Raw genomic sequence first — 19325 nt, 5'->3', positions numbered from 1 at the left:
CATGGATGTCAAGAAAATCGCATTGCTGGTCGGCGCGCTGATCATTGCCGCAGCCACCGCTTTCATGGCGCGGAGCCTGATGCAGGGTTCTTCCGCTCCGGTGGCTCAGGCTGCCGTCGCCGCGCCGCAGCCCGATGGACCCATGGTCCTCGTCGCGACCAAGACGTTGCCGATCGGCACGATAATCGACGCCGGCTCGTTCCGCTATCAGCCCTGGCCGAAGGAACTGATGCAGGCGCAATATTTCGTGAAGGACGAGAAGACGGATCCGGCGCAGCTCGTCGGCCGCGTCGTCCGCTTCGCTGTCACCGCCGGACAGCCCGTCACGCAGGACTCGCTCGTCAAGCCGGGCGACCGCGGCTTCCTTGCCGCCGCCCTGGGGCCGGGGATGCGCGCCGTCACCGTTTCGGTCTCGGCGTCCAGCGGCGTCGCCGGCTTCGTCTTCCCGGGCGACCGCGTCGACCTGATGCTGACGCAGGAAGTCCGCGGCGGCGGCGAAGGGCAGTCGCTGCGCACGACCGAGACCTTCGTCCGCAATCTTCGCGTGCTGGCGACCGACCAGCGCACCGACGGCACCGACAAGGACGGCAAGACCAAGGTCGAGACGTTCCAGACCGTCACGCTCGAGGCGACGCCCAAGATCGCCGAGAAGATCGCCGTCGCCCAGTCGGTCGGCTCGCTGTCGCTGTCGCTGCGCTCGATCGCCGATAACGCCGCCGAGCTCGAGCGCGCGATTGCCGCCGGCGAAGTCTCGGTGCCGCAGAATGGCGACGCCAAGGCCGAGAAGCAGATGATGATCCAGGTCGCATCGCGGCCGATCGATACGGGGGGGACTTTCGTGACCGGCGCCGACGTGTCGCGCTTCCAGCGCAGCAGCGTTCCGCGCCAGACCACGCCCGCTGCGACGGGGCCTGCCCCGGCGGGCGGCGCGCCTGCGGCGTTCATCTCGGGTCCTGTGGTCCGGGTGGCGCGCGGCAACGAAGTCACCGTGGTTCCGGTGGGGGGTAAATAAGATGAGCAATCCGAAGATGCGCCTGCGGCGCGGCGCCGGCACCGTGATCGCGATCGCGATCGCAGCCGCCGGCCTCGCGACCCCGGCCCCGATCGGCGCGGCGCCCACGGCGCAGGCCCCGGCCGGCACGATCAACCTGTCGAAGGGGCGCGGCCGCCTGGTCACGCTTTCGGCACCGATGAGCGACCTTTTCGTCGCCGACGAGAAAGTGGCCGACGTCCAGGTCCGCTCGCCCACCCAGCTTTACATCTTCGCCAAGGATTTCGGCGAGACGACGATCTACGCGACGACCAAGAGCGGCGCGGTGGTCTATTCGACCAACGTCCGCGTCGGCAGCAACGTCGAGACGCTCGACCAGATGCTGAGCATGGCGATGCCCGACGCCCACATCACCGCTACGCCGATGAACGGCCTCGTGCTGCTCACCGGCACCGTCGCCAACCCCGACGACGCGGCGGAGGCCGAACGCCTGACCACCGCCTTCGTCGGCAAGGATACGCAGGTCATGACCCGGCTGCGCACCGCGACGCCGCTGCAGGTCAACCTCCAGGTCCGCATCGCCGAGGTCAATCGCGACCTCGTCAAGTCGATCGGCGTCAACCTAATGTCGCGCGACAATACTGGCGGCTTCACCTTCGGCCTCGCACAGGGCCGCACCTTCGGCTCGATCGGCAACACCGATCTTTCGGGCCTGCCCAAGCTCGACGCCTCGTCGATCTTCGGCCTGCCCGCCGGGTCGCTGTCGCTGCCGTTCGATCCCGTCACCGGCCAGTTCATCTCCAAGGCCGGCACCGCCTTCGACTTCTCGAAGCTGGCGCAGGGCGCGGGCATCACCAATATCGGCCTGGCCGGCAAGCTGTTCGGCGTCGACGTCGCGTCGGCGATCGACCTTGCCGAGAATAACGGCCTCATCACGACGCTCGCCAATCCGAACCTGACCGCGCTTTCGGGCGAGACGGCCAGCTTCCTTGCCGGCGGCGAAGTGCCGATCCCGATCAGCCAGGGCTTCAACCAGGTCACGATCGAGTACAAGCAATATGGCGTCAGCCTCGCCTTCACGCCGACCGTTCTTGCCGACGGCCGCATCTCGATGCGCGTTCGCCCCGAGGTTTCCGAGCTGACGGCGACGGGCGCCGTGGTGCTCAACGGCTTCAGCGTTCCCGCGCTCACCACGCGGCGGGCGGAGACGACGATCGAGCTCGGCTCGGGCCAGAGCTTCATGATCGGCGGGCTGCTGAAGTCGACGCACAACAACAGCGTCGACAAGGCTCCGGGCCTCGGCGACCTGCCGATCCTCGGCGCGCTGTTCCGTTCGAACAAGTTCCAGCGCCAGGAAACCGAGCTGGTCATCATCGTGACGCCCTATCTGGTGCGTCCGGTCTCGGCCAATCAGCTCGCCCTGCCCACCGATGGCTATCACGCCCCGACCGACGCCGAGCGCCTGTTCCAGGGCAAGCTGTTCGACGGCAAGAGCGGCGAGAAGCGCCCGGTCCCGACGATGGCCCCGCCAGTCACGGCGCCCGCCCCCGCCGGCGTGCCCGGCCCGCAGGCCGCTGCCGAGCCGGCGAAGAAATCCAAGCAGGAAAGCCAGGTCGCCGTCGCGGCACCCGGCTTCTCGTCCAAGTGAGCCGGGGGAGCAGGACCATGCGCTTCATCACCACTTCCACCCTTGCCGCTCTCGCCGTCACGCTGAGCGGGTGCGGCGGCTACAAGCCGACGCTCAACCAGGGCCTCGAGACCGTTCATCAGCCCGTCGTCAGCCGGACCGATTATGTGATCGACGTGGCGGCCGGATCGGGCGGCCTGGCCTCGGGCGAGGCCCAGCGCCTTTCCGGCTGGTTCGATTCGATGCGCCTTGCCTATGGCGATCGCATCTCGGTCGACGAAGGCGACGCCTATGGCAATGCCGGCGCGCGCGCCGAGATCGCCAAGCTCGCGGCCGGCTATGGCCTGCTCCTTTCGGACGCCGCGCCGGTCACCGCAGGCTCGGTGCCGGCGGGCAGCGTGCGCGTCATCGTCAGCCGTTCGCGGGCCGAAGTGCCTCACTGCCCGGACTGGAGCCGCGGTTCGGCCGAACTCGCCGGATCGACCATGTCCAACTATGGCTGCGCCGCGATGTCCAATCTCGCCGCGATGGTCGCGAACCCCGAGGATCTGATCCAGGGGCGCGAGCCTTCGGGCGGCACCGACGGCCTCACCGCCGGCAAGGCGATCAAATCCTATCGGACCCGTCCGCCCAGCGGCGAAAAGGATCTGACCAAGGAAACCACCGGGAAAGGCAGCAACTGATGAACGCGCCCTGGAGCCCTTCGCGCACGGGTAGCCCGCGCGAACCTTTCGTCGCCTTCGTCTGCGACGATTCGACCGCCGACCAGATCCGTCCGATCACCGTCGAGCTCGGCTGGTCGCCGGAAAAGGTCAACAAGGGCGGCCTCCGCAACGCCGTCCAGTCGCTGTCGGTCTCGGCCAGCCCCAATGTGCTGTTCGTCGACCTTTCCGAATCGGGCGACCCGCTGAGCGACATCAACGCGCTCGCCGAGGTCTGCGAGCCCGGAACGGTCGTGATCGCGGCGGGCCAGGTCAACGACGTTCGCCTCTATCGCGATCTGCTGGCGAGCGGGATTCAGGATTATCTGCTGAAGCCTTTCAGCCCCGATCAGCTTCGCGACGCCTTCGCGCAGGCGCAGGCGGTGTTCAACGCGCCGCGCAATGCGGAACCGGCGGTCGAACGCCCGCACCTGATGACGGCCGTGATCGGCTCGCGCGGCGGCGTCGGCGCTTCGTCGGTCGCCGCGTCGCTCGCCTGGCTGTTCGGCGACAAGCACGGCCGCGCGACCGCGCTGCTCGATCTCGATGTCCATTTCGGCACGGGCGCACTCGCGCTCGACCTGGAGCCGGGACGCGGGCTGACCGACGCGATCGAGAATCCCAGCCGCATCGACGGACTGTTCATCGAGCGCGCCATGGTCAAGGCCAATGAGAAGCTGGCCATCCTGTCGGCCGAAGCGCCGATCCACCAGCCGATGCTGTCCGACGGGGCCGCATTCCACCAGTTGCAGGAAGAGATGAAGGCGGCATTCGAATGCACCGTCGTCGATCTGCCGCGGCATATGCTGGTGCAATATCCGCAGCTCGTTTCCGACGCGACTTCGGTCGTCATCGTCACGGAAATGACGCTGGCCGCCGCGCGCGACGTGATCCGGCTCCTGGCCTGGCTGCGCTCCAACGCACCCCACGCCAAGCCGATCCTGGTCGCCAACCGCGTGCCGGCGCAGGCCGCGGGCGAACTGGCGCGCAAGGATTTCGAGGCGTCGATCGAGCGCAAGATCGATTTCGTCCTGCCGCTCGACTCCAAGGTCGCGGCGCAGGCGGCGAAGCTGGGCAAGCCGATCGCCGAAGCCGGCAAGGGCGCGAAGCTCAGCCAGGGCCTGCTCTCGCTGTCGACGCGCCTGGTCAGCGCCGCGGACGAAGAGGCTGCGGCCGAGGGTGAAGAGAAAGCGGGCAAGGGCTCGCTCCTCGGTAAGCTCGGCGGGCTCAAGGCGATGATGCCGTCGAAGGCGAAAGCCAAGGCTCAGTGACACGTGCCGGCCGTGATGGCCGGCGCAAGCAGTGCGGGTAGAAGCTGATGCAGATGCTTCCGATGATGATGGTGTTGTTCGGCGCGCTATGCACTGGCGTGCTGCTCATCGTCGCCTTTTCCGGGCCTTCGCTCGACAAGGCGCAGCAGCGCCGGATCGCAGGCATGCGCGATCGCCACGCCGGCGGCGTCGGCGGCGCGGTGGAAGCGCAGATGCGCCGCATCATCGCCAATCGCGAGACCAAGATGGACAGCGCGTTCGCGCGCTTCATCCCCAACCCCGCCCTGCTCCGCAAGCGCCTGGCGATGACGGGCAAGAGCTGGACGCTGGGCCAATATGCCATCGCCTCGCTGGGCCTCGTCGTGGTCATCTTCATGCTCGCCTGGGTGAAGGGCATGCCGCTGCTGCTGTCGCTGGGCCTTTCGCTGTTCATCGGGCTGGGCCTGCCGCACCTGATCGTCGGGATGACGATCAAGAAGCGCGTCGGCAAGTTCACCGCGCGCTTCCCGGACGCGATCGAGCTGCTCGTCCGCGGCCTGCGCGCGGGCCTGCCGATCAGCGAGACGCTGACGGTGGTGTCGAGCGAGATCCCCGGGCCGGTCGGCGAAGAGTTTCGCAACGTCAGCGACAAGATGAAGATCGGCCGCACGATGGACGCCGCGCTGCAGGATACGGCGGACCGGCTCGGCACGCCCGAGTTCCAGTTCTTCGTCATCACGCTCGCGATCCAGCGCGAGACCGGCGGCAACCTTGCCGAAACGCTGTCCAACCTGGCCGACGTGCTGCGCAAGCGTTCGCAGATGAAGCTCAAGATCAAGGCGATGTCGTCCGAATCCAAGGCCTCGGCCTATATCGTCGGCGCCCTGCCCTTCATCGTCTTCGCGCTCGTCTACATGATGAACCCGGCCTATCTGCACGGCTTCTTCACCGATCAGCGCCTGATCGTCGCCGGCGTGGGCGGGCTCATCTGGATGAGCATCGGCGGGGCTGTGATGGCCAAGATGGTCAATTTCGAGATTTGAGCGGAGGAGCAGGAAATCATGGGTGGTGAAGTAGCCGGCCCCACGCTCCTCGGTGTGGATGTCATGTGGGTGGCGACGCTGCTGACGGCAGTCGCGACCTTCTTCGTGCTCATCGCGATCTATGCCGCATCGACGGTGCGCGATCCGATGGCCAAGCGCGTCAAGGCGCTCAACGACCGTCGCGAACAGCTGAAAATGGGCATCACCGCCTCAACCTCGCGCCGCCGTGCCAAGCTGGGCGCGAAGAACGAGACCACGCAGCGCATGCGCTCGTTCCTGGCGAGCCTCAAGGTTCTGCAGGACGAACAGCTGAAGGCGGCGCAGGCGCGCCTCGTCCAGGCCGGTATTCGGTCCAAGGACGCGGCGATCGCCGTCATCTTCGGCCGGCTGATGATCCCGATCTTCGCGGGCGGCTTCATCCTGCTGCTCGTCTACGGCATCGATTATTTCCCGACCTGGTCGCCGATGAAGAAGTTCTTCCTCGTCGCCGGCGTGCTGATCGGCAGCTACAAGGCGCCGGACATCTGGCTGAAGAACAAGGTCACCAAGCGCAGCCACGCGATCCGCAAGGGTCTGCCCGACGCGCTCGATCTGCTCGTCATCTGCGCCGAGGCGGGTCTGACCGTCGATGCGGCCTTCTCCCGCGTCGCGAAGGAGCTGGGTAAGGGCTATCCCGAGCTGGGCGACGAATTCATGCTGACCTCGATCGAGCTGGGCTTCCTGACCGATCGTCGCCAGGCGTTCGAGAATCTCGCCAACCGCGTCGATCTCGAAGCGGTGCGCGGCGTCGTCACCACGATGATCCAGACCGAGAAATACGGCACGCCGCTTGCCGCCGCGCTGCGCGTTCTCTCGGCCGAGTTCCGCAACGAACGCATGATGCGCGCCGAGGAAAAGGCCGCGCGCCTGCCCGCGATCATGACGGTGCCGCTGATCCTGTTCATCCTGCCGGTGCTGTTCATCGTCATTCTCGGCCCGGCGGCCTGTGCGATCTCCGACTCCTTCCTTCACCAGAAATAGTCGGAGGCCTCGGCACCGGGAGGAACGTCGAGGCTCGTCACGCGCTCTAGCTCCACAAGGAGAGAGAGCCATGATGAGCCTGACGTCAGACGAATGGGTCTATGTGACCTTCATGCTGCTGCTGGCCTTCGCCGCCGGCTTCCTGCTGCGCGGCGGGGGCGGCAGGTGGAAGCGCGAGTTGCGCATCGAGCGCGACGCGCATGAGAAGCTCCGCACCGATTATGCCGCCCGTGTCGCCGCCGCCAACGCGCGGATCGCCGAACTCGAGCGCCACACACCGCCCGATCCGCTGGTCGGCGGCGGCATCGCCGCTGCGGCAGCCGGCAAGCGCGACGACCTGTCGCTGATCCGCGGCGTCGGCCGACCGGGCGAGGACCGGCTGAATGCGCTCGGCGTCCACAGCTATCGTGAGCTGGAGAAGATGAGCGCCGCCGACGAAGCCGCGCTCGAAGGCTCGCTCGGCTATGCCCCCGGCCGCATCGCCGACGAGCATTGGCGCGAGCAGGCGGCGCTGCTGCGCACGGGCAAGGTCGACGAGCTTCGCGCCCGTTACGCGTAAAGCGGGATCAGAGCGTCCTGCACCAGCTTCCGTGCCGCGCGCGGTCTATCGCCGGATAGGCCGCGCGATCGGGCACCAGCGCGCGGACGAGCGCGACGCCCTTCGCGCCCTTGACACGCACGGCCTCGCGTCCTTCGGGCACGGCCTGATCGGGAAGTGCAACGACGATGTCGAGCGCCGCGCCTTTGGTCTCACGGCAGTTGCGCACGAAGGCGACATCGGTGTTCGCATCGAAGACCGACAGCGACCAGTAAGGCGCCGGCGTCGGCGCGACATGGATGGCAAGCGGCCCCTTCGACAGATCATAGGCGCAGGAGGAATAAGCGAGATCGGGGCTGGGCCGCACGATCGTCCGCGCCTTGTCGTCCGACAGGCCGGGATGCCGCATGACGTCGATCCCGCCGCTCATCTTCTCGATCCGCCCGACCGCGAGCCGCATCAGCATCTCGGGCATCGCGACCAGCGTCGCCTGCCAGGCGATCGCGGCGATCACGACGCCGAAGAGGATCGGAAACAGCCAGCGCCGCATCACGCGCACCCCTGCTTCGCGATATGCGGCAACTGCGCGCGCGTGAGGTTGGACTTGCCGCCATCCGCCGGCAGATAGACGCGCAGCGTCAGGTTGAAGCGATCGATGCCGCCGGTGGGCAGCCAGTGCCCCGGCTGCGCGCCGGGCGCAACATTGACCGTCCATGCACCCTGCTCGGCCGGCGTGACCGCCGCGCTGTTGACCGAGAAGATGCGCGGACCGTTGCTGACCAGATAGCCGTCGAGATCGTAGAGCGTCAGGCTCCACCACGCCCCGCCGCCCTCGCCGCCCGTCACCTTGTAGGTGCAGCGCCCGTCGAGCGGCTGGCCGGCATCATCGACATTGGCCATGTAATAGCGCGCCTCGCGCGCCGGCAGCGCGAGCAAACCGGTGAGCGCGACCATCGCCCGCGTCTTCGCGCTCGCATCCGCGCTGCCGAAATCGCGTCCGGTGGTCCACGGGCCGATCGGCGCGCTCGACCCCATGGCGCCCGTCTTCACGCTCCACAGCGCGCCGCCCGCTCCGACGAACAGGCCGGCCACGCCGCAGATCAGGAAACGCGCCCAGGGTCGCAAGGCCGATCAACCTCTCCTTTTCATCGCCGCCTGGGCTGCCGCCAGCCGTGCGATCGGCACACGGTAGGGAGAGGCGCTGACATAGTCGAGGCCGGTCTCCTCGCAGAAGGCGATCGAGGCCGGATCGCCGCCATGTTCGCCGCAGATGCCGAGCTTGATGTTCGGCCGCGTCTTGCGGCCGCGCTCGGCGGCGATGCGGATCAGCTCGCCCACGCCCTCGACGTCGAGGCTGACGAAGGGGTCGCGCGCGAAGATGCCCTTGTCGACATAGGTCGTCAGGAAGCGACCGGCATCGTCGCGGCTGACGCCCAGCGTCGTCTGGGTGAGATCGTTGGTGCCGAAGCTGAAGAATTCGCCGACCTCGGCGATCTCATCGGCCTTGAGCGCGGCGCGCGGCAGCTCGATCATCGTGCCGACGAGATAGGTGATCTCGCGCCCCTTCTCGGCGAAGACGGCCTTGGCGGCCGCGTCGACGATCGCCTTCATCAGTTCCAGCTCGCGCCTGGTGGCGACGAGCGGGATCATCACTTCGGGGATCGGCGCCTCGCCGCTCTTCGCCGCGACGTCGCACGCCGCCTCGAAGATCGCCCGCGCCTGCATCTCGTAGATCTCGGGATAAGTGACGCCAAGGCGGCAGCCGCGATGCCCCAGCATCGGGTTGAACTCGTGAAGCTCGGCCGCGCGGCGCTTGAGCGTGTCGACGCTCACGTCGGCGGCGGCGGCCACTTCCGCAAACTCCGCTTCCTCGTGCGGCAGGAACTCGTGGAGCGGCGGATCGAGCAGGCGGATCGTCACCGGCAGCCCGGCCATCACCTCGAAAATCTCGGTGAAATCGCCACGCTGCTCGGGAAGCAGCTTGTCGAGCGCCGCGCGACGCCCCGCCTCATTCTCGGCGAGGATCATCTGGCGGACCGCGGTGATCCGCGCCGCGTCGAAGAACATATGCTCGGTGCGGCACAGGCCGACGCCCTCGGCGCCGAAATCGCGCGCGGTGCGGCAATCCAGCGGAGTCTCGGCATTGGCGCGCACCTTCAGGCGACGAACTTCGTCGGCCCAGCCCATCAGCGTGCCGAAATCGCCCGCCAGCTCGGGCTGCACGGTGGCGACTTCGCCCGCCATCACTTCGCCCGATGCGCCGTCGATCGTCACGATCTCGCCTTCGCGGATCACCCGCTGGCCGACGCGGAACAGCTTTTCCTTGGCGTCGATCGCCAGCGTGCCCGCACCCGATACGCAGGGCCGCCCCATGCCGCGCGCGACGACCGCCGCGTGGCTGGTCATGCCGCCGCGCGCCGTCAGGATGCCCTTCGCGGCGTGCATGCCGTGAATATCCTCCGGCGACGTCTCGATCCGCACGAGGATCACCGCCTCGCCCAGCTCGGCGCGCTTCTCGGCCGTATCGGCATCGAACACCACCGCGCCGGAGGCCGCGCCCGGCGATGCCGGAAGCCCTTTGGTCAGCACGTCGCGCGGCGCCTTGGGGTCGAGCGTCGGGTGGAGAAGCTGGTCGAGCGCGGCGGGGTCGACGCGCAGCACTGCTTCCTCGCGGTTGATCAGCCCTTCGTTCGCCATGTCGACCGCGATCTTCAGCGCCGCCTTGGCGGTGCGCTTGCCCGAACGCGTCTGGAGCATCCACAGCTTGCCGCGCTCGACGGTGAACTCGATGTCCTGCATGTCGCGATAATGGGTTTCGAGCAGGTCGAAAACGCGCGCCAGCTCGCCGAAGGTCTCGGGCATCGCCTCTTCCATCGACAGCGGCCTGGCCCCTGCCCGCTCGCGCGCCGCCTTGGTCAGATATTGCGGCGTGCGGATGCCCGCGACGACGTCCTCGCCCTGCGCATTGATCAGGAACTCGCCATAATAAGCGCGCTCGCCCGTCGCCGGATCGCGCGTGAAGGCCACGCCCGTCGCCGATGTGTCGCCCATGTTGCCGAAGACCATCGCCTGCACGTTGACGGCGGTGCCCCAGCCGCCCGGAATGTCGTTCAGCCGGCGATAGACCTTGGCGCGTTCCGACTGCCACGAGCCGAACACCGCGCCGATCGCGCCCCAAAGCTGGTCGTGCACGTCCTGCGGGAAGGGCCGGCCCCACTGCGCCTCGACGATCTTCTTATACTCGCCGACCAGCGCCTGCCAGTCGGCGGCGGTCAGATCGGTGTCGAGGAAATGCCCCTTGTCTTCCTTGGCGATTTCAAGGGCTTCCTCGAACGCGCCATGATCGAGTTCCAGCACGACGTCCGAATACATCTGGATGAAGCGGCGATAGCTGTCCCAGGCGAAGCGATCGTCTCCGCTGGTCGCGGCAAGGCCCAGCACCGTCTCGTCGTTGAGGCCGAGGTTGAGGACGGTATCCATCATGCCGGGCATCGAGACGCGCGCGCCCGAGCGGACCGAGACGAGCAGCGGATCGGCAGGGTTGCCGAAACGCTTGCCGGTCAGCCCCTCGATATGCGCGATGCCGTTCGCCACTTCGGCGCGCAGGCTGTCCGGAAAGGCCTCGCCTTCCTCATAATAGCGCGTGCACATCTCGGTCGAGATGGTGAAGCCGGGGGGCACCGGCAGCCCGATCGAGGCCATGCCGTCGAGGTTCGCACCCTTGCCGCCGAGCAGGTTCTTGTCGCCCTTGCCGCCGTCCGAAACGCCGCCGCCGAAGCGGTAAACATATTGCGTCATTCTAGTCCCCAAGCTGGTCCTGGTCCGAGGCTGCGGGCTCTGCTTGCGGCCCGCTTCGACCTCAATTCCTGTCGTTTGTCACTTTTCGATACGAGAGAAGTCCGCGACGCGGTGGACCGCGTTCCTGATGCGCGCAAGCAGGGCGAGCCGGGCCGCGCGCTTGGCGGGATCGGCATCGTTCACCGTCACGTCGTCGAAAAAGGTATCGATCGGCGCGCGCAGCGTCGCCAGCGCAGCCATGGCGCCGGCGAAGTCCTCCGCCTCGACCGCCGCCGCCGCACGCGGCTCGGCCGCGTCGAGCGCTGCGATCAGCGCCGCCTCGGCGGGCTCGGGCGCGTAGGAAAGCCCCTCTCCCCTCCCTCCCAGGGAGGGGCCGGGGGTGGGTCGCGAGCGCAGCGAGCCCCCGGCATCGGCGGTTTGATCGCCTGCGGCGACACCCACCCCCGGCCCCTCCCCTGCGGGGAGGGGAGCGTCATAGCCTTCCTTCTTCAGGATATTGGCGGCGCGGCGATAACCGGCGAGCAGGTTATCGCCATCCTCGGTCTCGACAAAGGCTTGCAGCGCCTTAACCCGCGCAAGCAGGCGGACAAGATCGTCCTCGCCACCCAGCGCGAACACTGCGTCGATCAGATCGTGGCGAACCCCGGCATCCCGCTGCTGGACCTTCAGGCGTTCGGTGAAGAAGTCGAGTAATTTAATGTTCCGAATCATCAGATCGGCAACACGGCGCGATGCCGGAAAGGCGTCACCTCCGAACGCGTTGCCGGTCTCCTGCTTCGACGCATCCAGCAGAACGCTATGCTTTGCATTAAAATGCCAGATAGCTACTGCCCGGAGGCTCAGACCAACACCATTCCGTATCGCCGTCGCCAATACGCCGAGCGCCGCACGCCGAAGGGCGAACGGATCTTTCGATCCGGTCGGTAACTCGCCAATATCGAAGAAGCTTAGAAGCGTATCCAGCTTGTCCGCCAATGACACCGCCACCGTAACCGGCGCAGTCGGCACGTCATCGCCCTGCCCGACGGGCTTGTAATGATCGCGGATCGCCTCGGCGACTTCCTTCGTCTCGCCCTGCGCGGCGGCGTAATAGCCGCCCATCAGGCCCTGCAACTCGGGAAACTCGCCGACCATGCCGGTAACGAGATCGGCCTTGGCCAGCCGCGCCGCGCGTTCCGCCAGCGCCGGGTCCGCGCCCTTTACGATTCCCTCTTCCACCAGCCAGCGCGCCAGCTTCGCGACGCGATCGACCTTGTCGGCGACGGTGCCCAGCTTCTCGTGAAAGACGATGTTCGACAGCTTCTCCGCCTGCTTCTCCAGCGGAACCTTCAGGTCGGTTTCGTAGAAGAAGCGCGCGTCCGAAAGGCGCGCGGCCAGCACCTTGCGATTGCCCTCGACGATCGCGACGCCGCCGTCGCTGGCGGGCAGGTTCGCGGTGCAGACGAAGGCGTTGGCGAGCTTGCCGTCCGCATCACGGCAGACGAAATATTTCTGGTTCACGCGCGCGGTGAGCCGGATCACCTCGGGCGGAACGCTGAGGAAATCGGCGTCGAACCGCCCGAGCAGCGGCACCGGCCATTCGGTCAGCCCCGCATTTTCGGCGACGAGGCCTTCATCCTCGATCAGCTCCAGCCCCGCCTCGCGCGCCAGCTTCGCGGCGCCGTCGCGGATGATCCCACGCCGCTCGTCCTGGTCGACGATGACATGGGCAGCGCGCAGCGTCTGCGCATAGTCGCCCGTCCCCCCGATCGCGATCGGGCCGGACGACAGGAAGCGATGCCCCACCGTCTCGCGCCCCGACGCCACGCCCGCGACCTCGAACGGCACGACCTCGCCGCCGAGCAGCGCGATGATGCCCTGCAGCGGGCGCACCCAGCGCAGGCTCTCGGTCGACAGCGAGGCATCGCCCCAGCGCATCGACTTGGGCCAGGGGAAGGCGCGGATGACGGCCGGCACCGCCTCGGCGATCACGTCGGCCGTCGCGCGCCCGGCCTTCTCGACCACCGCGAACCACACGCCGTCGCGCTCGGTGAGCGCTTCGCGCGTCAGACCGGTCTTGCGCAGGAAGCCGTCGATCGCCTGATCGGGCGCACCGACGCGCGGACCCTTCAGTTCCTCGGATACTGCAGCCGTCTCGACGGGCAGACCGCGCGCGATCAGCGTCAGGCGGCGCGGCGTCGCGAAGGTCTCGACCGCGCCGGCCTTCAGCCCCGCCTTGTCCAGTTCGGCCGCGAACAGGCGCGCCAGATCCTCGCGTGCCTTGTCCTGCATGCGCGCGGGAATTTCCTCCGAGAGGAGCTCGAGCAGGAAATCGGCCATCACGCTTCCCACCCGTTCTTTTCCATCCACGCCGTGCAGCTTCCCTTCGCCAGATCGCGGACGCGGCCGATATAGGCCTGCCGCTCGGCGACCGAGATCACGCCGCGCGCGTTGAGCAGGTTGAAGACGTGGCTGGCCTTGATCGCCTGCTCATAGGCCGGGATGGGCAGCCTGGCCTCAAGGCTGTTCTCGCATTCGGCCACGGCCTTGCGGAACAGGTCGAACAGCGCATCGGTGTTCGCGACCTCGAAGTTCCAGGTCGACATCTCGACCTCATTCTCATGGAACACGTCACCATAGGTCACGCCGGCGTCGTTGAACGCGAGATCGTACACGCTGTCCTTGCCTTGGATGTACATGGCGAGGCGCTCGAGCCCGTAGGTCAGCTCGCCCGCCACCGGCTTGCAGTCATAACCGCCCATCTGCTGGAAATAGGTGAACTGCGTCACTTCCATCCCGTCACACCAGACTTCCCAGCCCAGCCCCCACGCGCCGAGCGTCGGGCTTTCCCAGTCGTCCTCGACGAAGCGTATGTCGTGCTTCAGCAGATCGACGCCGATCGCCTTGAGCGATCCCAGATAAAGCGCCTGCAGGTCGGGCGGCGACGGCTTCAGGATCACCTGATACTGGTAATAATGCTGGAGCCGGTTGGGGTTCTCGCCATAGCGGCCGTCGGTCGGGCGGCGACAGGGCTGGACGAAGGCGGCATTCCACGCATCGGGGCCCAGCGCGCGCAGCGTCGTCGCCGGGTGGAAGGTGCCCGCGCCCATTTCCATGTCGTAGGGCTGCAGGATCACGCAGCCCCGATCGCCCCAATAATCGTGGAGCGTCAGGATCATCTTCTGGAAGCTGAGCGGCTTCGCCTCTGCCACGGTCTTTCCTGTCTTCGCAGTCGCAAAAATCTGGCGCCGCTTTGGCCGATGGACGATCGGGAATCAAGCAAGTGGGGAGACCGTTAAGGATCGCGCCGTTATGCGTGGCCGCATGACTCGCCTTATCGCCCGCCTTCTGGCGCTTTTCGCCCTGCCTTTCATCCTTTTCGCACAGCCTGCGGCGGCGCGCGAGGCGCACCCCGCGCTGTGGGTGGTCAAGGATCGGGATACGACCATCTATCTGTTCGGCACGGTCCACGTTCTGCCGCCCGATATCGACTGGTTCGAGGGGCCGGTGAAAAAGGCGTTTGAAAGCGCGCAGCAGGTGATGCTCGAGATCGTCATGCCCGATCAGACCGAGATGTCGCAGAAGATGCTGACGCTGGCGATCGACCAGTCGGGCAAGCCCTTGAGCACGAAGCTCGATCCGGCGGCGCGCGCCAATTATCAGGCCGCGCTCAAGCAGCTCGGCGTGCCCGAAACGGCGTTCGAGCAGCTGGAACCCTGGTTCGTCGCGACCGCGCTCACCGTCATGCCGCTCAAGACTTTCGGCTATGATCCCGCGACCGGCGTCGAGCGTTCGCTGACCGCCACCGCCGCGCAGGAAGGCAAACCGATCGGCGGGCTGGAGACGGTCGATCAGCAGCTCGGCTATTTCGATACGCTGCCCGAACCGCTCCAGATCAAGTTCCTCAACTCGACCGTCGACGAGCTCCCCACGCTCGAAAGCGAGATGAAGACGATGGTCGATGCCTGGGCCGCAGGCGATGCCGACAAGCTCGGCCGCGTGATGAACGAATCGCTCGACGAGAATCCGGAGATCGGCAAGATCCTCCTCGCCGATCGCAACGCCCGCTGGGCGGCGTGGATCAAGGCGCGGCTCGACCAGCCGGGCGTGGTCTTCGTCGCCGTCGGCGCGGGGCATCTGGCGGGGCCGGACAGCGTTCAGGCCAAGCTCAAGGCGCTCGGCATCGCATCCGAACGGGTCAAGGACTGACGCCCGCGCCAAAGCCGGTTATGGGGCGGGGATGATCCGCATCGCCCGCCTCTTCATCCCCCTCGCCGCCGCCCTCATCTCCGCCTGCTCGGGATCGGGACAGGCCGAGGTCGCGAAGCCTGCGCTGTGGCGCGTGTCCGATCCGGACACGACCATCTATCTGTTCGGTACCATCCATATGCTGCCCGACGGCTATGACTGGCGCACCCCGCGCTTCAACGCCGCGCTCGCCAAAGCCGACACGCTGGTGCTCGAAATCGCCGATGTCGGCGATGCCAATGCGCAGGCGAGCGCCTACAAGGCCGTCGCGATCGCCCCCGGCCTGCCGCCGATCCTCGATCGCGTGCCCGCCGACAAGCGCGCCGCGCTCGCCGCCGCGATCGACAAGGCCGGGCTCAAGCCCGCGCAGCTCGACGGGCTGAAGACCTGGGCCGCCGCGCTCACCATCGGGACGATGACCGGCAAGGACAGCGGCGCGAGCCCGCAGAACGGTATCGACAGCCAATTGGGCACCTTGTTCCGCGACGCAGGCAAGCCGGTGGACGGGCTGGAGACGACGCGGCAGCAGCTCGGCTATTTCGATACGCTCCCCGAAAGCGCGCAGCGCAAGCTGCTGCTCGGCATGGCCGACGATGCGGCGGGCGACGGCGGCAAGCAGATCACCGACATGATCGCGGCGTGGAGCAAGGGCGACATCAAGCGCATCGCCGTGACCTTCGACGAGGAACTGAAGCTCTCGCCCGAACTCGCCGATAAGCTGGTCCGCCAGCGCAACGCCGCCTGGGCGGGATGGATCGAGCAGCGCATGGCGAAGCCGGGCACGGTGATGGTCGCGGTCGGCGCCGGCCATTTCGCAGGATCGGACTCAGTGATCGCGAAGCTCAAGGCCGACGGCTACCGCGTCGAACGGCTGCAATGAAGCGCCCGCGCGCTTGCTTTTCCGCGCATCCGCCGCTATGCGCCCCGCTTCCCTGCGATGGTCATCCCTGGAGGCGTCGTCGGGAATGAACATTAAACCTTATGCGAATTGGAGACTGCGATGAGCGAAGCGCTGACGCTGTCGGCCGAAACGCGCGATCGGGCTGGCAAGGGAGCCTCCCGTGATCTGCGCAATTCTGGCCGCGTCCCTGCCGTTATTTACGGCAACAATCAGGAGCCGACCGGCATCCATGTGGAAGAAAAGGCGCTGACGCGCCTGCTCCACACCGGCCACTTCATGAACTCGGTGGTGATGATCGACGCTGGCGGCAAGCCGGTGCGGACCCTGCCGAAGGACGTCCAGTTCCACCCGGTCACGGAGCGTCCGCTCCATGTCGACTTCCTCCGCATCTCGGAGCACGCCACCGTTACCGTCGCGGTGCCGGTGCGCTTCGAGAATGAAGACGCCTCGCCCGGCATCAAGCGCGGCGGCGTGCTCAACGTCGTCCGTCACGAGCTCGAGCTCGTCGTCGACGCCGCGAGCATCCCCGACGAAGTGGTGATCGATCTGGCCGGCTACGAAGTCGGCGACTCGATCCACATCTCGAACGTCACGCTCCCCAAGGGCGCGGCTTCGGCGATCGACGATCGCGATTTCACCATCGCGACGGTCGTTGCCCCGTCGGCGCTCAAGTCGTCCGAGGGCGACACCGAGGACGCGCCGGCCACCGACGCCGAATAAGACTCTTCGGCCTGCCCCCGCGTCCGGCGGGGGCAGGCCGGGTTTCCCGCGATGCAGATCTGGGTCGGCCTCGGCAATCCCGGCGCGCAATATGCGATGCAGCGCCACAATGCCGGCTTCATGGCGGTCGACGCCATCGCCGAAGTCCATGGTTTCGAACCGCCGCGCACCCGCTTCCAGGGTTGGGCGAGCGAAGGCCGCATCGGCGGCGAGAAGATACTTCTCCTCAAACCCGCGACATTCATGAACGAAAGCGGCCGCGCGATCGGCGAGGCGATGCGCTTCTACAAACTGGGTGTCGGCGACGTCACCGTCTTCCATGACGAGCTCGATCTCGCGCCCTTCAAGGTCAAGGTGAAGACGGGCGGCGGCACAGCGGGGCATAACGGCCTGCGCTCGACCGAAGCACATATCGGCAATCCTTTCCGCCGCGTCCGCATCGGCATCGGCCATCCCGGCCACAAGGACCGCGTGACCGGCCACGTCCTCGGCAACTACGCCAAGGTCGAACTCGATCCGCTCGCCGACATGCTGGGCGCGATAGCGGCCGAGACGCCCTGGCTCGCGAAAGGCGACGACGCCCGCTTCATGAGCGAAGTCGCGCTTCGGTTGCAGGACAGCCCGGCATGACGATCAGCAGCCTCTTCGCAACGCGCCTTTACGAAGGCCAATTGGGCGACGCCGATCTTGTCGCCGAGCTGGAGGAATCGTGCCGCGCGCTCGCCGAACAGGACATGGCGGGCCGCCGCTGGTCGCGCGATCACGCCTATCGCGGCTACACCTCCTATGCCTCGCTCGACGATCTGCCGATCCGCGACCCGGCCTTCGCTGACCTGAAGCGCGTGCTCGACAAGCATGTCGCTGCCTTTGCCGACGCCTGCGCCTTCGATCTCGGCGGCCGCAAGCTGAAACTCGACAGCCTGTGGGTGAATATCCTGAAACCCGGTGGCGGCCATTCGAGCCACATCCACCCGCACAGCGTCGTATCGGGCACCGTCTATGTCGCGGTGCCGCCCGGCGCGGGCGGGCTGAAGCTGGAGGATCCCCGGCTCGGCCTGATGATGGCGGCCCCGCCCCGCCGCGCCGATGCCCCGCAGGATCTGCAGAGCTTCGTCACCAAAAGCCCCGAGCCCGGCACGATCCTGCTCTGGGAAAGCTGGCTGAAGCACGAAGTCATCCCCGGTGCCGGCAAGGGCGAACGGATCAGCGTCAGCTTCAACTACCGCTGGTAGCGCGGGCTGGCCTTGGGGCCACGCTTCCTCTAACGGACCACACAACCTTCGGGCGCGCTGGCGCCCCTCATCGAAACGGACGAACAGACATGGGTTTCCGCTGCGGCATCGTTGGCCTGCCGAACGTCGGCAAATCGACGCTTTTCAACGCGCTGACTGAAACGGCGGCGGCGCAGGCGGCCAATTATCCCTTCTGCACGATCGAACCCAATGTCGGGCAGGTCGCGGTTCCCGATCCCCGGCTCGAAAAGCTCGCCGCGATCGCCGGATCGCAGAAGATCATCGAGACCCAGCTGGCCTTCGTCGATATCGCCGGGCTGGTGCGCGGCGCGTCCAAGGGCGAAGGGCTGGGCAACCAGTTTCTCGCCAACATCCGCGAGGTCGATGCCATCGTGCATGTCCTGCGCTGCTTCGAGGATGGCGACATCACGCATGTCGAAGGCAAGGTCGATCCGATCGCCGATGCCGAGACGGTCGAGACCGAACTGATGCTCGCCGATCTGGACAGCCTCGAGAAGCGCGTGCCCAACCTCGCCAAGAAGGCGCAGCAGGGCGACAAGGAATCGAAGATCGCGGCCTCGGTGCTCAGCCAGGCGCTCGATCTGCTTCGCGAGGGCAAGCCCGCGCGGCTGACCGAGCCGAAGGACGAGGAGGAGCGCCGGGCGCTGAACCAGGCCCAGTTGCTGACCGCCAAGCCCGTGCTTTACGTCTGCAACGTCGACGAGGGCCATGCCGCTGACGGCAATGAATTCTCGGCGCGCGTCTTCGCCAAGGCCAAGGCCGAGGGGGCGGAGGCCGTGATCGTCTCGGCCGCGATCGAGGCGGAGATCGCGACGATGGCGGCCGACGAGCGCGGCGAGTTCCTGTCGGAACTGGGGCTGGAGGAAACCGGCCTCGCCCGCGTGATCCGCGCCGGCTACACGTTGCTCCACCTCCTGACCTTCTTCACCGTCGGCCCCAAGGAAGCGCGTGCCTGGACGGTCCACAAGGGCGCGAAGGCCCCGCAGGCCGCCGGCGAGATCCACACCGATTTCGAGCGCGGCTTCATCCGCGCCGAAACGATCGCCTATGACGACTATGTCGCGCTCGGCGGTGAAAGCGGTGCGCGCGAAGCCGGCAAGCTGCGCGCCGAAGGCAAGGACTATGTCGTCCATGACGGCGACGTGATGCTTTTCCGGTTTAACGTCTGAGGATTGAAGCGGCACCTGCCCGCTCCCCCACCCGGCCTCCCATCTAGGATACTCAGTGGGAGGCCGGGTGGGGGAGCGGGCAGGTGC

18 protein-coding genes are annotated in these 19325 nt (G+C 67.0%); 13 read left to right on the top strand and 5 right to left on the bottom strand.

Features of this window, described 5'->3' with window-relative positions; translation table 11 throughout:
• Nucleotide 1 precedes the first annotated feature (1 nt).
• The 7 genes from cpaB to AC3WT0_RS09265 all read left to right on the top strand — a co-directional run bounded on the left by cpaB (nucleotide 2) and on the right by AC3WT0_RS09265 (nucleotide 7191).
• Nucleotides 2-1012, top strand: coding sequence for a Flp pilus assembly protein CpaB (gene cpaB / locus AC3WT0_RS09295; protein ID WP_492753231.1), 1011 nt, complete (start codon nucleotides 2-4; stop codon nucleotides 1010-1012).
• A gap of 1 nt (nucleotide 1013) precedes the next feature.
• Nucleotides 1014-2639 carry a type II and III secretion system protein family protein gene (locus AC3WT0_RS09290; RefSeq protein ID WP_492753230.1) on the top strand — a complete coding sequence of 542 codons (1626 nt, stop codon included), beginning with the start codon at nucleotides 1014-1016 and terminating at the stop codon, nucleotides 2637-2639.
• Nucleotides 2640-2656: 17 nt separating this feature from the next.
• Nucleotides 2657-3301: a CpaD family pilus assembly protein gene (locus tag AC3WT0_RS09285; RefSeq protein WP_492753229.1), complete on the top strand. Its 645-nt coding sequence runs from the start codon at nucleotides 2657-2659 to the stop codon at nucleotides 3299-3301.
• Nucleotides 3301-4590 carry a CpaE/TadZ family protein gene (locus AC3WT0_RS09280; protein ID WP_492753228.1) on the top strand — a complete coding sequence of 430 codons (1290 nt, stop codon included), beginning with the start codon at nucleotides 3301-3303 and terminating at the stop codon, nucleotides 4588-4590. The genes AC3WT0_RS09285 and AC3WT0_RS09280 overlap by 1 nt, the downstream gene beginning before the upstream one ends.
• 47 nt (nucleotides 4591-4637) lie before the next feature.
• The gene (locus tag AC3WT0_RS09275) at nucleotides 4638-5612 is read left to right on the top strand and encodes a type II secretion system F family protein (protein ID WP_492753227.1); all 975 of its coding nucleotides are present in this window, start codon (nucleotides 4638-4640) and stop codon (nucleotides 5610-5612) included.
• An 18-nt stretch (nucleotides 5613-5630) separates the two neighbouring features.
• A complete protein-coding gene (locus AC3WT0_RS09270; RefSeq protein ID WP_492753226.1) occupies nucleotides 5631-6632 on the top strand; it encodes a type II secretion system F family protein in 1002 nt (333 codons plus the stop codon).
• A gap of 73 nt (nucleotides 6633-6705) precedes the next feature.
• Entirely contained in the window at nucleotides 6706-7191 is a 486-nt protein-coding gene (locus AC3WT0_RS09265; RefSeq protein ID WP_492753225.1) for a helix-hairpin-helix domain-containing protein, read from the top strand.
• A 7-nt stretch (nucleotides 7192-7198) separates the two neighbouring features.
• On the opposite strand, the gene AC3WT0_RS09260 is transcribed toward AC3WT0_RS09265, so the two are convergent.
• The 5 genes from AC3WT0_RS09260 to AC3WT0_RS09240 form a co-directional block, all read right to left on the bottom strand.
• Nucleotides 7199-7720 (bottom strand): DUF1254 domain-containing protein, encoded by a 522-nt coding sequence (locus AC3WT0_RS09260; protein WP_492753224.1) that lies wholly within the window; start codon nucleotides 7718-7720, stop codon nucleotides 7199-7201.
• Nucleotides 7720-8295, bottom strand: coding sequence for a DUF1214 domain-containing protein (locus tag AC3WT0_RS09255; RefSeq protein ID WP_492753223.1), 576 nt, complete (start codon nucleotides 8293-8295; stop codon nucleotides 7720-7722). The genes AC3WT0_RS09260 and AC3WT0_RS09255 overlap by 1 nt, the downstream gene beginning before the upstream one ends.
• A 6-nt stretch (nucleotides 8296-8301) precedes the next feature.
• Complete coding sequence (ppdK, locus tag AC3WT0_RS09250) at nucleotides 8302-10968, bottom strand: pyruvate, phosphate dikinase (RefSeq protein ID WP_492753222.1); 2667 nt, start codon at nucleotides 10966-10968, stop codon at nucleotides 8302-8304.
• 78 nt (nucleotides 10969-11046) lie between these two features.
• On the bottom strand, nucleotides 11047-13287 hold the full coding sequence (glyS, locus tag AC3WT0_RS09245) for a glycine--tRNA ligase subunit beta (protein WP_492753221.1): 2241 nt from the start codon (nucleotides 13285-13287) through the stop codon (nucleotides 11047-11049).
• Nucleotides 13287-14126, bottom strand: coding sequence for a glycine--tRNA ligase subunit alpha (locus AC3WT0_RS09240; RefSeq protein WP_492753321.1), 840 nt, complete (start codon nucleotides 14124-14126; stop codon nucleotides 13287-13289). The genes glyS and AC3WT0_RS09240 overlap by 1 nt, the downstream gene beginning before the upstream one ends.
• A gap of 145 nt (nucleotides 14127-14271) precedes the next feature.
• Here AC3WT0_RS09240 and AC3WT0_RS09235 point away from each other — a divergent pair, with 145 nt between their 5' ends.
• From AC3WT0_RS09235 to ychF, 6 genes are all read left to right on the top strand, one after another.
• Nucleotides 14272-15156, top strand: coding sequence for a TraB/GumN family protein (locus AC3WT0_RS09235; RefSeq protein ID WP_492753220.1), 885 nt, complete (start codon nucleotides 14272-14274; stop codon nucleotides 15154-15156).
• 31 nt (nucleotides 15157-15187) lie between these two features.
• Nucleotides 15188-16075, top strand: coding sequence for a TraB/GumN family protein (locus tag AC3WT0_RS09230; protein WP_492753219.1), 888 nt, complete (start codon nucleotides 15188-15190; stop codon nucleotides 16073-16075).
• Nucleotides 16076-16195: 120 nt separating this feature from the next.
• Nucleotides 16196-16816 (top strand): 50S ribosomal protein L25/general stress protein Ctc, encoded by a 621-nt coding sequence (locus AC3WT0_RS09225; RefSeq protein ID WP_492753218.1) that lies wholly within the window; start codon nucleotides 16196-16198, stop codon nucleotides 16814-16816.
• A 51-nt stretch (nucleotides 16817-16867) separates the two neighbouring features.
• The gene (gene pth, locus AC3WT0_RS09220) at nucleotides 16868-17446 is read left to right on the top strand and encodes an aminoacyl-tRNA hydrolase (protein ID WP_492753217.1); all 579 of its coding nucleotides are present in this window, start codon (nucleotides 16868-16870) and stop codon (nucleotides 17444-17446) included.
• Nucleotides 17443-18048, top strand: a complete 606-nt coding sequence (locus AC3WT0_RS09215; RefSeq protein WP_492753216.1) for a TIGR02466 family protein — start codon at nucleotides 17443-17445, stop codon at nucleotides 18046-18048. Before pth ends, AC3WT0_RS09215 begins: the two co-directional genes overlap by 4 nt.
• 89 nt (nucleotides 18049-18137) lie before the next feature.
• Nucleotides 18138-19238: a redox-regulated ATPase YchF gene (gene ychF / locus AC3WT0_RS09210; protein ID WP_492753215.1), complete on the top strand. Its 1101-nt coding sequence runs from the start codon at nucleotides 18138-18140 to the stop codon at nucleotides 19236-19238.
• The last annotated feature ends 87 nt before the right edge of the window (nucleotides 19239-19325 follow it).

Source organism: Sphingomonas sp. EU05-FHT14C10, assembly GCF_058790595.1.
Note: the sequence above shows the minus strand (reverse complement) of the source record. Positions and strands in the feature narration are given on the sequence as shown.

Coding starts and splice junctions, on each gene's coding strand:
- AC3WT0_RS09240 (WP_492753321.1), bottom strand. CDS start 14,126: ATGATCCTGACGCTCCACGATTATTGGGGCGATCGGGGCTGCGTGATC.
- AC3WT0_RS09270 (WP_492753226.1), top strand. CDS start 5,631: ATGGGTGGTGAAGTAGCCGGCCCCACGCTCCTCGGTGTGGATGTCATG.
- AC3WT0_RS09230 (WP_492753219.1), top strand. CDS start 15,188: ATGATCCGCATCGCCCGCCTCTTCATCCCCCTCGCCGCCGCCCTCATC.
- ychF (WP_492753215.1), top strand. CDS start 18,138: ATGGGTTTCCGCTGCGGCATCGTTGGCCTGCCGAACGTCGGCAAATCG.
- AC3WT0_RS09215 (WP_492753216.1), top strand. CDS start 17,443: ATGACGATCAGCAGCCTCTTCGCAACGCGCCTTTACGAAGGCCAATTG.
- AC3WT0_RS09290 (WP_492753230.1), top strand. CDS start 1,014: ATGAGCAATCCGAAGATGCGCCTGCGGCGCGGCGCCGGCACCGTGATC.
- cpaB (WP_492753231.1), top strand. CDS start 2: ATGGATGTCAAGAAAATCGCATTGCTGGTCGGCGCGCTGATCATTGCC.
- AC3WT0_RS09225 (WP_492753218.1), top strand. CDS start 16,196: ATGAGCGAAGCGCTGACGCTGTCGGCCGAAACGCGCGATCGGGCTGGC.
- AC3WT0_RS09265 (WP_492753225.1), top strand. CDS start 6,706: ATGAGCCTGACGTCAGACGAATGGGTCTATGTGACCTTCATGCTGCTG.
- AC3WT0_RS09280 (WP_492753228.1), top strand. CDS start 3,301: ATGAACGCGCCCTGGAGCCCTTCGCGCACGGGTAGCCCGCGCGAACCT.
- ppdK (WP_492753222.1), bottom strand. CDS start 10,968: ATGACGCAATATGTTTACCGCTTCGGCGGCGGCGTTTCGGACGGCGGC.
- AC3WT0_RS09275 (WP_492753227.1), top strand. CDS start 4,638: ATGCAGATGCTTCCGATGATGATGGTGTTGTTCGGCGCGCTATGCACT.
- AC3WT0_RS09285 (WP_492753229.1), top strand. CDS start 2,657: ATGCGCTTCATCACCACTTCCACCCTTGCCGCTCTCGCCGTCACGCTG.
- AC3WT0_RS09260 (WP_492753224.1), bottom strand. CDS start 7,720: ATGCGGCGCTGGCTGTTTCCGATCCTCTTCGGCGTCGTGATCGCCGCG.
- glyS (WP_492753221.1), bottom strand. CDS start 13,287: ATGGCCGATTTCCTGCTCGAGCTCCTCTCGGAGGAAATTCCCGCGCGC.
- pth (WP_492753217.1), top strand. CDS start 16,868: ATGCAGATCTGGGTCGGCCTCGGCAATCCCGGCGCGCAATATGCGATG.
- AC3WT0_RS09235 (WP_492753220.1), top strand. CDS start 14,272: ATGACTCGCCTTATCGCCCGCCTTCTGGCGCTTTTCGCCCTGCCTTTC.